Here is a 16,457-nt window from a genome sequence, read left to right as displayed (position 1 = left end):
AATGGATTCTCTTTTACCAGATATCGAAGATAATAATGAATTAACTTCTGTGGTAAATGAGATTTTTTATAATTCGAAAAACTTATCAGCAATCCGAATTATTCCAAGAGATCGTTGGCGAAAATTTTTCGAAGTATTGTATCAAGATATCGAACCAGATAATTTTAAAGGAAACGTTAACAATATTCAGAATCAGCTTTTACAAGCAATTTCTATTTTGACGGTTCGTATTACTGGAGGATTTTCGGATAAAGAAATGATGCGTTACAGTAACGAGGTTAATTATCTTGATAATCCATTCTCTAAACTTTCGATGCAGATTAGTAACATTATCGAAAATCCACAAGCTGGCTTTGATATGTTAGAAATCAAAGAAAGTATTTCGAAATGTAAACATTTGTTAAATGATATTTTAACACAAAAAGATTACAAAGGAATTTCATTGAAAGTTGCATCAAAAATCAATCGTTTGCAACAACAATTAGTTCGTTTGCAAACAATTTTAAATAGTTATAATGAACTAAGATTACACGGAATAATTTCTTTCTATAGTCTTGCAACAAAGAAATGGGTTGAATTTTATGCACCAAAGAATTTTATGAGTAATCAGTTAGGTTCTACGGTTTATTTAATCACTTTCTTAGTTACTTATCATAATGGTAAGACAGGAGAAAAATATATTACGCAGACAGCCAAAGAGTATAACAAGATGTTTTGGACAGCTTGTGGAGGTGGTTTTATTGTTTCTTTTTTGTGTTTTATCAAAACCGGAATTGGAAATATACATGATACATCGCCATTGTTTAAAGCATTTTTCTTTAGTATTAATTACGCTGTTGGTTTCTGTACGATTTATTTGACACATATGACGCTTGCTACAAAACAGCCTTCTATGACAGCAGCTCGTTTAGCTCGTTCGCTTGTGCCGACTTCTGGTTCTGAACTGAATGTGAAAGATTTTACAACTTTATTTGCGCAATTAGTAAGAAGCCAAATGATTGCTTTTTTAGGAAATGTTGTTGCAGGTTTTGTGGTTTCATTAGGAATATTTTATTTACTCAACGAAATCTTAGGATTAGAAGTTTTAAAATATTCTAAAGCGTATCATTATTGGGAAGAAGTAGTGATAATGGATTGGCATATTTTTTACTTCGGAGCAATTGCTGGAGTCTTCTTATTCCTTTCAGGATTAATTTCTGGAATTACAATTAATAATCAACGTTTTCATAATATTCCAGAACGTATTTATAATCATCCAATTCTGAAGAAATCATTTTCAGAACGTAGAAGAAGAAGAATTTCGAATTGGTTTGAGAAAAATATGGGAGGAGTTGTCGGTAATGTTGCATTCGGTTTTATGATGGGATGTGCCTTTTTGATTGGCGATTTTACAGGTCAACCTTTCGATATTCGACACATTACTTTCGTTTCAGGAAACTTCGCGATTGGTATTGGAGGAATGGGCTATCATTTTGATATTGGACCAATGATTATAGGTTTTATTGCAATTTTCATGGTTGGTTGGAGCAACTTCTTAGTTAGTTTTATCTTATCATTATTAATGGCAATGCGATCTAATAATATTCCTTTTTATAAGATTTTTACGATGATTTCACATACATTAAAAGCATTTTTCCGAAACCCATTACCATTTTTTATTCCGCCTTTATGGACAAAAAACAAAGAAGAAGCTTAGTTAGAAATGGAAACAAACTTTGAAAAACAATTACGTTACGATAAAGCTTATCTTAAAATGGCTTTTGAATGGGCGAATCTATCCTATTGTGAACGCAAAAAAGTTGGTGCAATTATTGTTAAAAATCGAATGATTATTTCTGATGGTTACAATGGTACGCCAAGTGGTTTTGAGAACAAATGCGAGGACGAAGCAGGGAATACAAAATGGCATGTTTTGCACGCCGAAGCAAATGCAATTCTAAAATGTGCAACGTCTACACAATCTGCAGAAGGAGCGACATTGTATATTACACTTTCGCCTTGTACAGATTGTAGCAAACTTATTTTGCAAGCAGGTATAAAGCGCATCGTTTACATTCAACAATACAAAGATCTTTCTGGGTTAGAGTTTTTAGAAAAATCAGGAATTACAATTCGACAAATTACGGAAGAAGAATTATACAGTTAACATTTCAATGAGAAGTTTTTTCAAGGTTATTAATATCGTATTAGTTGTGATGATTATTTTCTTAATCGGTTTTATGGTTGGGAAAAAATACGACTTTGCGTTCGATGAAAACAAGGATATTGTAGGTTTGCAATATTCGGATAACGAACAAAAAATTCGTCGATTAGTTTCTTTGATTGACAATGAATATGTGAACGATGTTAATTCGGATAGTTTGGTTGATGATGCGATTCATTATATGGTTGCCAAGCTAGATCCACATAGTACATATATCGACAAAGCTTCTGTACAAAAGGCAGAAGAACAATTGAAAGGTGAATTTGTTGGAATTGGTATTCAATTTCGTACAATGAATGACACCATTGTTGTTGAACGTACATTACCTGGAACGAAAAATTATGGTAAACTAGAGTTTGGAGATCAATTAGTTGCTGTAGATAATCAATCTTTGGTTGCAAAAGATAATAAAACAATAGAAGGTTTATTGAAAGGTAAGAAAGGATCGGAAGTTAAACTATCTGTTATTCGCGATCGAAAACCAGTTTCTGTTACGCTAAATCGAACTATTGTTCCAATTCCTACGGTTACTGGAAAACATATGTTAACGAAAGATATTGGTTATCTTAAATTGACTCGTTTTTCTGAAAATTCTGCAAATGAAGTTCACGAAGGTTTACAAAATTTATTGGATCAAGGCATGAAAACTTTGGTGTTCGATTTACGCGGAAATCCTGGAGGAATCATGCATATTGCAGAAGAAATTGCAGATGAATTTTTGACGAAAAACGAATTGATAGTTTACACACAAGACAAACAAAAACGTAAAAAATATATTTACGCTACAAATAAAGGTCTTTTCGAACAAGGAAAAATTTATGTCTTAATGGACGAAAATTCTGCTTCTTCGAGTGAGATTGTTGCGGGAGCGTTACAAGATTATGGACGCGGAATTATCGTTGGTCGTCGTTCGTTTGGTAAAGGTTTGGTACAACGCGAAATTAATTTAGGCGATGATACCAAAGTTCGTTTGACTGTTGCGAATTATTACACGCCTTCTGGTCGATCTATTCAAAAACCATTTGATAAAAAAACAGCAAAATACAGTGACGATTTATATAAACGATTAAAATCAGGTGAATTATATAGTAAAGATTCAATTAAAATTAATAAAGATTTAGAGTTTACGGCGCCTTCAGGTAAAAAAGTCTACGGCGGTGGTGGAATTATTCCTGATGAGTTTGTTGCATTAGATACAAATTCGGTTTCGAACTGGTTGTATTATAATCAAGATGCAAATTATTTTAATGATTTTTTATTCAAGAAAATTTATTCAATTCACGATTTTTTCATGTTTCATAACGAAGCAATTTATCTGAAATATTTCAGTGCTGGAATGTATAGAAATGAGTTTTTAGGTGTTTTAGGAATTCCTTCAAATGAGTTTAACCCTGTCTTTTCAACAACTGTTGATAACTACATGAAAGCCACAATTGCTGGAACTTTATATGGTTCGCGTGCATTTTATCAAGTTTGGATGCCCGAAGATGAAATGATAAAGCGTATTTTTGAACTTGAAAAAATAACGAAGTAAATGCTGTGGAAAGATGCTTTGTATGACTATCAAATGTATCTGAAATTAGAAAAAAGAGTTTCTGCTAATACAATTGAAGGTTATCTACGCGATATTCAAAAATTAATTAATTATTCTGATAAACAACCTTTAGATTATTCGCAAGATGATTTGAGGGATTTTGTACACGATTTTGCATCGAGCGAATATAGCGTGCGTTCGCAAGCGCGTGTTATTTCTGGCTTGAAAAGCTTTTTTGGATACTTACAACTCGAAGATTTTAGAGAAGATAATCCGACTTCTTTACTTGAAACTCCAAAAATTGGGATGAAACTTCCTGATGTACTTTCTGAAAAAGAAATTGATAAAATGATTGAAGTAATTGATTTATCAAAACCAGAAGGACAGCGAAATCGTGCGATTATAGAAGTGCTTTATGGTTGTGGTTTGCGTGTTTCGGAATTGATAAATCTCAAAATTTCTGATCTTTTTTTTGATGATGGTTTTATTCGTGTCATTGGGAAAGGAAACAAACAAAGACTTGTTCCGATTAGCGATTATACGATAAAATATATTAACTTGTACAAAGAAAGTATTCGTATTCATCTTCCTATACAAGCTGGTTTCGAAGATTTTTTGTTCTTAAATAGACGAGGTAAAAACCTTACACGTGTGATGATTTTTACAATCGTTAAAGAATTATCGATAATTGCTGGAGTTAAAAAAACAATAAGTCCGCATACGTTTCGCCATTCTTTTGCGACTCATTTATTGAAAAATGGAGCAGATCTTCGTGCAATTCAGTTAATGTTGGGACACGAAAGTATTACGACGACTGAAATTTATACGCATGTTGATCAAGAATTTATTCGAGATGCGATTATCAAATTTCATCCAAGAAATAAATAATAATCATTAACCTAAAAAGATGATAAAATCGTTTAAATTTTGTCCAAATTGTGGACATTCTATCGATCATTTTGATTTTAGAAAAATGTCGTGCAACAATTGTGATTTGGTTTATTATCAAAATGTGGCAGCTGCTGTGGCGGTTATTCTAAAAAAAGAAGATAAAATTCTTTTTACAGTTCGAAATAGAGAACCAAAGAAAGGAATGTTAGATTTGGCTGGAGGTTTTACAGATCCAAATGAATCGGCAGAAAGGACCTGTCAACGAGAGATTGAGGAAGAATTAGGAATTAAAATTCCTTTAGAGAATTTCAAGTATTTTCTTTCTCAACCTAATACATACGAGTACAAAGAAGTTCCATATAAAACGTGTGATTTAGCGTTTATTGCTGATTTTCCAGACGAAGAAATTACGCTTGAAAAAGATGAAATAGCAGAAGTAAAATGGGTTTCTATCAACGAAATTAATTTAGATGAAATTGGTTTTGATTCGTTAAGAAAAGTGGTGGAAATTTATATTACTTCTTTGAAATAACTAATGTGATGCGATGTTGAAGCGAGTTCAATATGACCTGTATGCCAACCTGAACTTGTTTCAGGTACTCATCTTAAAAATTAAAACAATGAAAAAAATACTTTTACTAAGCGCGTTATTTTTAACAATTGTTTCATGTAGCACGCAAAATATAGCGGTAGATTATGACCGAGATTTTGATTTTGAAACAAATAGAACGTATTCTTTTACACAAACGGGAAATTTAGGTTTGAATGATTTAGATTCTGCCAGATTATATTCGTCGATTGAAAAAGGAATGTTGTACAGAGGTTTTCAGAAATCGAATGATGGAAGTTTAACATTAGACGTGAAGCCAGAAGAATATGTTTCAAAACAACAAAACTCTAATGTAGGAATTGGAATGGGAACGGGCGGTTATGGTTTTGGAGGTGGAGTTTCGGTTGGAATTCCGATTATGTCTCAAAAATTAAATCAAAATTATACGATTTCGATGAAGGATGAGGGAAGATTAGTTTGGGAAGGAACCTTGAAAATTCAAATGCCCTTGAAAGCTTCGCCAGAAGTTCGTGCAGCAAATATTCAGAAAGGTGTAACGAAATTGCTACAAAAATTTCCACCTAAAAAGAAATAATAAAAAAGCCTTGAGAAATAAATATCTCAAGGCTTTTTTGTTTTTTATAATTTAAAAATTAATTCGTTTTCTTCTGATTGTTGAAGTTTAGATTTTTGTAAAAGTTTCAACGTTTCGGGTTGATTTGCATTTGCTTTTGCAGCAATTTTATCTAATTTCAATTCATTTTTTGCATAATCTACAATCGTATTCAAAACTTCTGTTCCGTAACCTTTGTTCTGAAATTTACGTTTCAGACGAATGTTGATAACTGCGCCGTATTTTGTTTGACGCAAACCTCCCCAGCCAACAAATCGTCCGCTTTTTTTCTCGTGAACACCCCAAAGACCAAAACCATGTTCTTGGTAATGTTTCTCCATATTTTCGATAAAAAACTTCGCTTCGTCTTCAGATTTATACGGTTTTTCGTTGACGATTTTCATCAATTCTTTGTCAGAATTTAATTGAAATAATTCGAATGCATCAATCTCAAAAAACTCTCGTAAGACCAAACTTTTTGTTTCGCAAATAACTTTCATTAAAACTTTTTAGTTCTTGCAAAGTTACTTCGATTTAAAGAATAAAAAAAGTCTTACCAATTATGATAAGACTTTTATATTTACTTTTTTGTTGTTGTTTTTGGTTTTGCTGGAGTTGTTGTTTTAGGAGGCGTAGCTGTTGCTTCCGAAACCTTTTGGTTAATCTCTTGTGTTAAGATTTGTCTTTTTAGATTGAAGATTTCTGTATCTTTTTGATCAATCTTAGCATCTAAATCTTTTACTTTTTGAGTTAATTCTGCAACTTGCTTTTCTTTTTCGTTTAATTGAGTATAGAAAAGTTTTGATTTTTCTCCAGAACTATTCAATGCAGAATACAATTCTTGCAAATTAGTATCATGTTCTTTTTGAGCCATTCTAATCATAGCTTGCGCATTTGTCAAAGCTGTATCTTTGATGTATAATTCGCTTTTAGCTTTTGCTAAATCTTTTTCAAGAGTTTCGATTTTCAAATTAGCTAATGTCAAATCTTTAGATGTATTTGATTGATCGTCTAAAGCTCTGTAATAATTAGCTTCCAATTCTTGGTGTTGTTTCTGAGGAACGCAACTTGCAATTGCAAAAAGTGTTAAACAACAAAGTACAATTTTTTTCATTTATATAATCTTAAACGTCTAATTCTAATAAAACAGGACAATGATCTGAGTGCTTTGCATCTGGTAAAATCGTTGCACGCGTCATATTTTTTTCTAATGTATTACTCACCATATTGTAATCGATTCTCCAACCTTTGTTATTGTTGCGCGCATTTGCACGATAAGACCACCATGAGTAATGATGAGGTTCTTTTACAAAATAACGAAAAGAATCAATCATATTACATTCATCAAGAAAAGCAGTTATCCACTCTCTTTCGACAGGTAAAAAACCAGAAACTTTCGCATTACGAACAGGATCGTGAATATCGATTGCTTCGTGACAAATGTTATAATCGCCACAAATCACAATGTTTGGATGAGAGATTTTAAGTTCTTTGATATAATCTTTAAAATCTTCGCAAAATTGTAATTTAAAATCTAATCGATCAATATTTGTTCCACTTGGCAAATACAAACTAATTACCGAAACATTGTCAAAATCAAGTCTCAAAACGCGACCTTCTCTGTCAATATAATCTATTCCAGTTCCTATTTGTACATGATTTGGTTTTATTTTCGAGAAAATAGCCACTCCGCTGTATCCTTTTTTCTCTGCTGCATGCCAATAAATGTGATAACCCAATTCCTCAAACGGTTTTGTGTCCACTTGTTCTTGCGTTGCTTTTGTTTCTTGAATACATAAAACATCTGGTTGTGCAGCTTCTAACCATTCAACCAAACCTTTCGTCATCGCAGCGCGAATTCCATTTACATTGTAACTGATGATTTTCATAGTTAGCGAAATTACTAAATATTTATGACGGATTGATTTAGAATGATAAATAAAGTGAATATTTTTTGTAACTTTTTAGAAGTTAATGCGTCTATATAATAAAAGACATCTATATGAAATACATTTTTCTTCCAATTTTAATATTCAGTTCGTTAGGATTTGCGAGCTGTTCGGTAGATTTAAATTCTAAATCGCCAGTTTCTAATTATTTAGACCGAGTAGAGGCAAGTAGTAATACAGTTACAGAAATGCGTAAGATATCTTCTTTTGAAGGAATTGATGTAAGCAGTGCAATAAGTGTTACAGTCGAGGATGGTAATTATAATGGTCAAATTTCGGTTGAAGCGCCAGATAATATTATGAATAGAATCACGACTGAAGTGAAAAATGGTGTTTTGGTTATGAAAATTAATGGAACAGTAAACTTGAAAAATTCTTCTATTAAAATTAAATTCCCTCATCAAAAATTACGTTCATTTAATCTTTCTGGAGCTACGAATGTAACCGTTTTACCAACACAAAAAGTAGAAAAAATGGCGGTTGATTTATCAGGAGCAAGTAATTTGAAATTAGATGTGGTTTCTAATTCTATTTCGGTTGATAATTCTGGTGCATCAAGTATGAAAATTTCTGGAAATGTACAGGATTTAAACATTTCAGTTTCAGGAGCTTCTTCGTTTATTGGAAAAGAATTGAAAGCTGCGAATGTAGTTGTTGATTGTTCAGGAGCAAGTTCTACAACAGTTTGGGCTGTGAATAGTTTGACTGCTGATAGTTCTGGAGCGAGTTCTGTTCGTTATGTAGACGAAAATGGTTTGAAAACGAAAGTGAGCACTTCTGGAATGTCTTCTATCAAAAGAATAAACTAATAGTTTTTGTTTAAAACTATGATAAGTTAATATTTAGTACTACAAAAAAATCGGATGAATTTCATCCGATTTTTTTTATATCTATTTTTTTTATTAGAATTGCCAACCTAATGTCAATAAGAATAAATTGTTGTCTAATTTAACTTTTGGAGCATAAGTATTAGGTAAAGAAACAAATTCATTATTAATATTAATATAATCTGTTCCACCAATCAATTGTTGATATTTTTGCGTTTGATATTGATAAGCTGCATCTATATAGAATCCACCAAAATCATATCCTAAACCAAAACTTGCACGATTGATATCTCCTTGAAATGCTTTCGATAAAACAGCTGCATTTGTCACAACATTGTTTTCGTTCGCAATATCCATCGTAAAATCTTTGTAAGGAGAAGTTATATAATTATAACCCGCTCTTACTTTGAAACGATCTACACGGTATTCTGCACCAACTCTAACTTCACTTGAATTTTTTACAACATCATTGATGAAATTATTATCTCCATTAAAATATTGTGTAGGCTTTAGTTTCGTGTCATTGTTCATGTGGTACGTATAATCAGCACCCAGAGATAAATTTTTACCAACAACAAAACCTAAACTTCCTACAAGACGTCCACCACGAGTCATATCATAATCAGAAGAATACATATAATAAGAATCTACAGCAGTTTTATCACTGTTAAAATTAGCTGAGTAAAAATCTTTAGAAATATTGTACCAAACTGGAGAATGATAGGCTGCGCCTAAACGTACATTGTGATTCACTTTGTAAATAGCACCTAAAGAGAAAGAAAATCCTTGTCCAATTTCATTATATGGAGCTCCATCTGCATTGTACACGTAGGTTTTTCCATTGTTGTCATCACGTTCTGCATATTGTTCGTAACCAGAATAGTTAGTTTCGTGGAAGTTTAATCCAAATCCTAAATAAACTTTGTCATCGTAACTAGTTCCTAGATTAACAGAAAATTTAGATTTGTATCCATCTATATCTTTGATGTAACCATTGAAAGTTCCGTCTGGATCAGCAAATTTAATACCTTCATTTGTTCCAATTGATGAATAATTGTCTAAACGCTGATTAAGATAAGCGACACCAACTGTAAAACGATTCCATTTTGAAGCTTCATTTGCAAAAACAAATGTTCCTCCAAATTGTTGGAAATCAAAATTACTTTCAGATTCTTTGATATTTGTTCCGAAATTAGTTTTGTTGCTAAAAGTAGAAACACCAGCTGTTACTTGGACATCAGAGTTAATTGCTACTCCTAATCCAGCAGGGTTTTGTTCGACTGAAGTAATGTCACTTCCTAATGCACCAACAGCTCCACCAACACCAATATATTTAGCATTTCCGCTGTTAATATCTTGCGAATATAAATTTATAGCATTTGTAGAATACTGAGTTTCGTATCCTTTGTTCTGTTGTGCAAAAGCCAATGTACCAACTAAGGTACAAAGGCTTAATAATATTTTTTTCATTTTTATATGATCTAAATCTAGTTATCTTCTTCCTCCACCACGAGAGCCTCCTCCTGTGCTACTTCCGCGAGAACCACCTCCCATGCTTCCGCTACTCATACTACTACCTCTACTTGGAGAAGGTGTAGAATATGATGGGCGAGAATTGTTCATGCTATTTGTTCTTTCATAGCTTCTCGTTGGTTGTTGGTATTGTTGAGCTTCGCGAGTCGGTCTTGTGTTGTAAGTAGGCTGTTGTGTTTGTGTCGGTCTTACTTCACGAGTTGGACGCGTGTTGTTCATTTGTCCTTGATTAATTGAAGGTCTAACTTCTCTTGTAGGACGAGTTCCGTTAATTTGACTTTGGTCTACACTTGGTCTTACTTCACGAGTTGGACGTGTATTATTCATCTGTCCTTGATTAACAGAAGGTCTAACCTCTCTTGTAGGACGAGTTCCGTTAATTTGACTTTGGTCTGCACCTGGTCTTACTTCGCGAGTTGGACGTGTTGTATTGTTAATTGTATTATCACGAGTTGGTCTTAAACCTGTAGAGATTTGGTTGTTTCTACCATTTAAACTTCCAACAGGACGAGTAGAATTAATCGTGTTATTTAAACGACCACCATTTCTGTAACCTGGTTGAGAATAAATTCCTCTTGGACGATTGTATCCATATCCATATCCATAATAACCAGGATATCCGTACCAATTGTTCCATCCGTAGTAACCTCCGTAATATCCACCGTAGTAAGGTCTATTCCAACCCCAACCATAATATCCATTATACCATGGATCGTTCCATCCCCATCCGAATGAAATACCAAATCCGTTTCCGTACCATCCACCATACCAAGGATTGTAATATCCCCAACGATATGGATTATAGAAACCTCCCCATCCGTAGCTGTACCAAGGATAGTTGTTCCAGATATTAATTTCTACACCATCATTACGTCCCCAGTTATAATTACTCGATCCGTTATAAGTTAATGTATAGTCGTTGTTTCCAAAATAATTGTAACCACCTAAACCATATCCGTTAATTTTAACTTTGGTTGCTGATTTAGATTGAGTATTATCATTTGTGCTATCAACATCATCTTGGTAATAAAATTGTTCAGCACCATTTCCTTCTGCATCGAAGTATGGACTACCAATTTTTATTTCCCCTTTATTTTCTTGTTCTCCTTGCTCGTTACCATGTTGTAGTTGAGCTTGTTGATAGGTTTTATCTGTTTTCGGATTATAGTAAACTCCGTCGCTTTCGTAACCACTTGGTTGATAAGTCGAACAAGATGAAATTCCTAATGCAGCCACAAGAATTAATGTAGTTGCAGAAATTTTATTAGAAATTTTATAAACTTTGTTCATAATTATAAATTTACATCGTTTGTAATAATTAAATTTGCATAAATTTATAGGCAATTTTAATGCCAAGTAAAGATACGAAACTTATCAACAAATATAAAAGATTATGGCAAAATTAACAACTCGTGCTGAGGATTATTCTAAGTGGTACAATGAGCTTGTTGTAAAAGCAAATTTAGCTGAGAATTCGAAGGTTAGAGGGTGTATGGTGATCAAACCATATGGCTATGCTATTTGGGAAAAACTACAAGCAGAATTAGACAAAAGATTTAAAGAAACAGGTCATCAAAATGCTTATTTCCCCTTATTTGTTCCTAAAAGTTTATTCGAAGCCGAAGAAAAAAATGCAGAAGGTTTTGCGAAAGAGTGTGCGGTTGTAACGCATTATCGATTGAAAAATGATCCTGATAACAAAGGAAAGTTGATTGTAGATCCAGAAGCAAAATTAGAAGAAGAATTAATTGTTCGTCCAACTTCAGAAGCAATTATTTGGAGTACATACAAAGGTTGGATTCAGTCGTACCGCGATTTACCAATTTTGATTAATCAATGGGCAAATGTTGTGCGTTGGGAAATGCGTACGCGTTTGTTTTTGAGAACTGCCGAGTTTTTATGGCAAGAAGGGCATACAGCTCACGAAACAAAAGAAGAAGCAATTGCGGAAGCGCAACAAATGCAAGAAGTATATGCGGATGTTGTAGAGAATTTTATGGCAATTCCAGTTGTAAAAGGAAGAAAGTCAGATTCTGAGCGTTTTGCGGGTGCTGATGATACCTATACAATCGAAGCGTTGATGCAAGATGGTAAAGCTTTACAAGCGGGAACTTCTCACTTTTTAGGGCAAAACTTTGCAAAAGCTTTTGATGTTAAATTCGCAAGCAAAGAAGGAAAACAAGAATATGTTTGGGCAACTTCTTGGGGAGTTTCTACTCGTTTGATGGGTGCATTAATTATGACGCATTCTGACGATTTAGGATTAGTTTTACCTCCAAAATTAGCGCCAATTCAGGTTGTTGTTGTTCCAATTTATAAAACAGAAGAACAATTAGAAGAAATTCGTCAAGTGGTGGATAAATTTTCGTCTGAATTGAAAGCGAAAGGAATTTCGATCAAATTTGATGATGATGATAAAACGAAACCAGGTTGGAAATTTGCTGAATACGAATTGAAAGGTGTTCCTGTACGTATCGCAATTGGTCCAAAAGATTTAGAAAAAGGTCATGTTGAGCTTGCTCGTCGTGATACTTTAGAAAAACAATTCATCGCTTTAGATAATGTATCAACTGAAGTAGAAAAATTATTAGAAGATATTCAAACTAATTTATTCCAAAAAGCGTCAGATTTTAGAGATACTCACACAACAGAAGCAACAACTTTTGAAGAATTCAAAGATATTATCGAAAATAAAGGTGGTTTTGTTTCAGCTTTATGGGACGGAACAGAAGAAACAGAAGAAGCTATAAAAAATGAGACGAAAGCAACAATTCGTTGTATTCCTCAAGCTTTTGAAACGCCTACTGAAGGAGTAGATGTTTTCTCTGGAAAACCAGCAAAATACAGAGTTTTATATGCAAAAGCGTATTAATTTGTTAAATAATAATTAGCAAAAAAAACTTTCCAAAATAAATGAGGAGCTATTAATTAGCTCCTTTTTTATTTTAATGTTTTTTGGCGTGCAATTCTTTTAAACGTAGTTACTATAGCAGAATATTATTTTTTGTTAAATATCAATCATTTACAAAAAAAGGAGTATATTCGATTACTAATTAACACTAACATATATGAGAAAAACTCTACTGTCGGTATTCTGTTTATTTTCTATGTATGGGCTATCAGCACAACAAGATGTGTTGTGGGAAAAATCTATAGGAGGAGAACAAGCAGAATATCTTTATAATGCTATTTCTACACCTGATTATGGATTCTTGATTTTAGGCAGTTCTGCTTCTGATGCAACAGGAGATATCCAAAAGAAAAATCAAGGAAGTTTAGATTATTTCATTTGGAAAATGGATGAAAATGGGAAGCAAGAATGGCAAAATTCATTTGGAGGAAACGGTTCAGATTTCTTATATACGGCTAAGCCTACTGCTGATGGAGGGTATATCTTAGCAGGAGCTTCTACATCATCAAAATCAGGAGATAAAACATCCAATAATCAAGGAGCTGAAGATATTTGGGTGATAAAAATTGATGCACAGGGAAAACTACAATGGCAAAATTCTTTTGGAGGAAATGGAAATGATATTCCTGTTGATGTGATTAGAACCAATGATGGAGGTTATTTAATTGCTTCAAATTCCAATTCTGCTTCTTCTGAACTAAAGAAAAGTAAACATTTTGGAGGAAATGATTACTACATTATCAAGTTAAATGAAAAAGGAGAACTTCTTTGGGAAAATACCTTTGGAGGATTGTTTGATGATAAATTAAAATCAGTTATTGAGACTAAAAAAGGATTTTTGTTGGTTGGAAATTCTAATTCTCCAGCAAGTGGCAATAAAACAATTGATCATGAATTCAATTCAACTTGGATTGTCGAAATTAATCAAAAAGGAGAAATTATTTCGGAGAATAATTTAGGTTTAAATGCTGAAAACTTTTTGATTTCTTTTCAAGAACAAGAGAATAATTATTTGTTTGCTATTAATGAAAAAAATGGGAGTAAAATTCAGACAAAAATTATTCAAACAGATTTGAATCTTCAACCTCACAAAACAACCAAAATAGAAGAACAAAAAGATTTATCCATCACAGAAATTCAATCCATTAATGATACGTTTATTTTAACAGCCAATCAAATCTCAACTTTACAACAAAAAACGACAACTTCTTCTATTGAAAGTTATTACATCACAAAGTCATTTGATGAAAATGGAACAGAAAAATGGTCTAAAACTTTTGGAGAAAAAGGATTTAATTACCTTGAAAAAGCAATCACTACTCGTGATGGGTCAATTATACTATTTGGAAACTCTACACAACAAGCCAAAGGAAATAAAGGTCAATCTGATTTTTATTTAGTGAAATTAGGAAAAGATACAGATGATATCAAACGTGTATTTATAGAAGCTTATCCCAACCCAACCCAAGATGTGGTGAATATTTTAATCAATAAAGACTTCAAAAAAGCATCTGTTGACGTTTATAATTTAATAGGGCAACATCTACAATCAAAAGACGTGAAATACCGTTCTACACCAATTTCTTTAGGAAACTATCCTAGTGGAGTTTATATCCTAAAAATCAACCACGATAACCAAACTGAATCTATTAAAATTATTAAAAAGTAATACATGAAGAAAAATATAGTGCTACTTGCTTTATTAGCTTTGTCTTATACTTATGCTCAGCAAAATAGTTATGTTCCTAGTACAGAAGTTACACCTCCTTCTTTAGAAAATTATTTTTTTACAAAAAATGGAAATTTAGATATAAGTGGAAATAAAGGTGGTTTTAGTCATCAGATTCCAATTTATTCATTAAAAAATGGAGATATTAATCTAAATTTAAATTTAACTTATTATACAGATGGTGTAAAAGTTAATGATATTGCAGGATTGGTAGGAATGGGATGGAATTTAAATGCAGAAGGAATGATTACACGTGTTGTGAAGGGACTTCCTGATGAAGATATCGGATTTGAATTGTTAAGACCTTCCAAAGATTTAATGAAAACAGCATTGTCTGGAAATTTTACAGATAATGAATACTTAAATAATTATTACGACATATATCGAAAGATATATTCTGCTAATGGATTGGAAGGAGAACCTAATTTAATTGATTCTCAACAAGATGTTTTTAATTTTAATTTTAATGGATACAGTGGTACATTTTATATTGATAATGGTGTAATTTATATTAATGAAAATCCTGATATAAAAGCTTCATTTATTAAAATACAAAACCCTACTACTCATAAATATTATCTGAAATTTACTTTTATTACACCGGATGGTATTAGTTATGAATTTGGAGGTGAAGAAGCTTTTGTTGAAACTACAAAAATCACAACAAATTGTTCCAAAAGCTATTCTAGAGAACCAAATTCTACTTGGTATTTAAAGCAAATAAAAGACTCTAAAAATAATAATATTGATTTTATATATGATAATTTATACAAATCATACCCTTTAAATTATTCAGAGAGCTATTCAATAACATATGGAAATAATAATTTGCCAGGTGAAATAATAAGTCAAAAATCTGAAAAATGTACTTCTTATTTTGAATCAAATAATGCTAAATATTTAAAAAATATTAGTTCTAAAAACATTAATGTTTCTTTTAATTACGATAATAGATTAGACTACACTACAGGATATAAATTAAATAGTATTAATATATCTAAAAATAATACTTCAATACCTATTTTATTTAATTATGTCTATTCAGGTCCAAATACTTCAGATGTTAATGAATATAAAAAAAGATTATTTTTAAATAATCTATCAATCAATGATTCTAAATTTTCATTTGAATATGATAATATTAATTCTTTATCTGATCGTCTTTCCTCTAATATAGATTTATATGGTTATTCAAATTCAAATACATATTCTTATTTATCAAACTTTCATTATAATGAGGATGCATCAATGACAAAATTTATTTCTGTATTTGGAGATAAAATAGCTAATAGAAACGTTGACCTTTATAAATCAAAATACGGAGTATTAACTAAAATTATTTATCCTACAAAAGGTTATACTGAACTAACTTATGAAAACAATACAACTACTGAATTAGTTAACAAAGATGTTTTTTTAACAAACAATCTATATGTAGTTAAAAGGAATTGTGAACCTTACAGTAGTCAAAGTGATACACAAGTTTTTGAATTTATTAGTAATGGTCAAGATATTTCATTTGACTCATCAATGAATGTGAATAGATGTGATGGTGTAAACGTAAACGATTTTCATGATACATATAGTTTAACTATAGAAAATTTAACTACAAGCCAAACTATTTTAACATTTAATGGACGATATGATCGTTTTCTAAAAACTAATAATGGATTTGAGATGAATGGAGAAAATATTATTTTGGATATCCCCCTGAATT

15 protein-coding genes are annotated in these 16,457 nt (G+C 31.9%); 10 read left to right on the top strand and 5 right to left on the bottom strand.

Annotation, left to right across the window (positions count from 1 at the left end; translation table 11 throughout):
• From B2X73_RS14380 to B2X73_RS14355, 6 genes are all read left to right on the top strand, one after another.
• On the top strand, positions 1-1,696 hold a 1,696-nt coding region (locus tag B2X73_RS14380), incomplete at its 5' end, for a site-specific recombinase Gcr (protein WP_291096795.1).
• Between the two features lie 6 nt (positions 1,697-1,702).
• Positions 1,703-2,146, top strand: coding sequence for a deoxycytidylate deaminase (locus B2X73_RS14375; RefSeq protein ID WP_219034393.1), 444 nt, complete (start codon positions 1,703-1,705; stop codon positions 2,144-2,146).
• 7 nt (positions 2,147-2,153) lie between these two features.
• Complete coding sequence (locus tag B2X73_RS14370) at positions 2,154-3,737, top strand: S41 family peptidase (RefSeq protein ID WP_291060263.1); 1,584 nt, start codon at positions 2,154-2,156, stop codon at positions 3,735-3,737.
• Complete coding sequence (gene xerD / locus B2X73_RS14365) at positions 3,738-4,625, top strand: site-specific tyrosine recombinase XerD (protein WP_180905186.1); 888 nt, start codon at positions 3,738-3,740, stop codon at positions 4,623-4,625.
• A gap of 19 nt (positions 4,626-4,644) precedes the next feature.
• Complete coding sequence (locus B2X73_RS14360) at positions 4,645-5,160, top strand: NUDIX hydrolase (RefSeq protein WP_115001815.1); 516 nt, start codon at positions 4,645-4,647, stop codon at positions 5,158-5,160.
• Between the two features lie 88 nt (positions 5,161-5,248).
• A complete protein-coding gene (locus tag B2X73_RS14355) occupies positions 5,249-5,773 on the top strand; it encodes a DUF4136 domain-containing protein (protein ID WP_181816331.1) in 525 nt (174 codons plus the stop codon).
• Positions 5,774-5,817: 44 nt separating this feature from the next.
• On the opposite strand, the gene B2X73_RS14350 is transcribed toward B2X73_RS14355, so the two are convergent.
• From B2X73_RS14350 to B2X73_RS14340, 3 genes are all read right to left on the bottom strand, one after another.
• Positions 5,818-6,291, bottom strand: coding sequence for a GNAT family N-acetyltransferase (locus tag B2X73_RS14350; protein ID WP_115001811.1), 474 nt, complete (start codon positions 6,289-6,291; stop codon positions 5,818-5,820).
• Between the two features lie 80 nt (positions 6,292-6,371).
• A complete protein-coding gene (locus tag B2X73_RS14345; RefSeq protein ID WP_038332722.1) occupies positions 6,372-6,905 on the bottom strand; it encodes a hypothetical protein in 534 nt (177 codons plus the stop codon).
• A 10-nt stretch (positions 6,906-6,915) separates the two neighbouring features.
• Positions 6,916-7,680: an exodeoxyribonuclease III gene (locus B2X73_RS14340; protein WP_291096793.1), complete on the bottom strand. Its 765-nt coding sequence runs from the start codon at positions 7,678-7,680 to the stop codon at positions 6,916-6,918.
• A gap of 113 nt (positions 7,681-7,793) precedes the next feature.
• On the opposite strand from B2X73_RS14340, the gene B2X73_RS14335 reads away from it, so the two are divergent.
• A complete protein-coding gene (locus B2X73_RS14335) occupies positions 7,794-8,549 on the top strand; it encodes a head GIN domain-containing protein (protein WP_291096791.1) in 756 nt (251 codons plus the stop codon).
• A gap of 93 nt (positions 8,550-8,642) precedes the next feature.
• Here B2X73_RS14335 and B2X73_RS14330 read toward each other — a convergent pair whose 3' ends face one another.
• Complete coding sequence (locus B2X73_RS14330) at positions 8,643-10,037, bottom strand: OmpP1/FadL family transporter (protein ID WP_291096789.1); 1,395 nt, start codon at positions 10,035-10,037, stop codon at positions 8,643-8,645.
• Between the two features lie 21 nt (positions 10,038-10,058).
• Positions 10,059-11,390 (bottom strand): hypothetical protein, encoded by a 1,332-nt coding sequence (locus B2X73_RS14325; protein ID WP_115001801.1) that lies wholly within the window; start codon positions 11,388-11,390, stop codon positions 10,059-10,061.
• A 103-nt stretch (positions 11,391-11,493) separates the two neighbouring features.
• Here B2X73_RS14325 and proS point away from each other — a divergent pair, with 103 nt between their 5' ends.
• The 3 genes from proS to B2X73_RS14310 form a co-directional block, all read left to right on the top strand.
• Positions 11,494-12,972 carry a proline--tRNA ligase gene (proS, locus tag B2X73_RS14320; protein WP_286495556.1) on the top strand — a complete coding sequence of 493 codons (1,479 nt, stop codon included), beginning with the start codon at positions 11,494-11,496 and terminating at the stop codon, positions 12,970-12,972.
• A gap of 196 nt (positions 12,973-13,168) precedes the next feature.
• Positions 13,169-14,680 carry a T9SS type A sorting domain-containing protein gene (locus B2X73_RS14315; protein ID WP_286495557.1) on the top strand — a complete coding sequence of 504 codons (1,512 nt, stop codon included), beginning with the start codon at positions 13,169-13,171 and terminating at the stop codon, positions 14,678-14,680.
• 3 nt (positions 14,681-14,683) lie between these two features.
• On the top strand, positions 14,684-16,457 hold a 1,774-nt coding region (locus tag B2X73_RS14310), incomplete at its 3' end, for a hypothetical protein (protein WP_291096787.1).

The sequence above is a fragment of the Empedobacter sp. UBA7252 genome (assembly GCF_002472765.1).
Taxonomy (GTDB): domain Bacteria; phylum Bacteroidota; class Bacteroidia; order Flavobacteriales; family Weeksellaceae; genus Empedobacter; species Empedobacter falsenii_B.
This window is presented reverse-complemented; position numbering and strand designations above follow the sequence as displayed.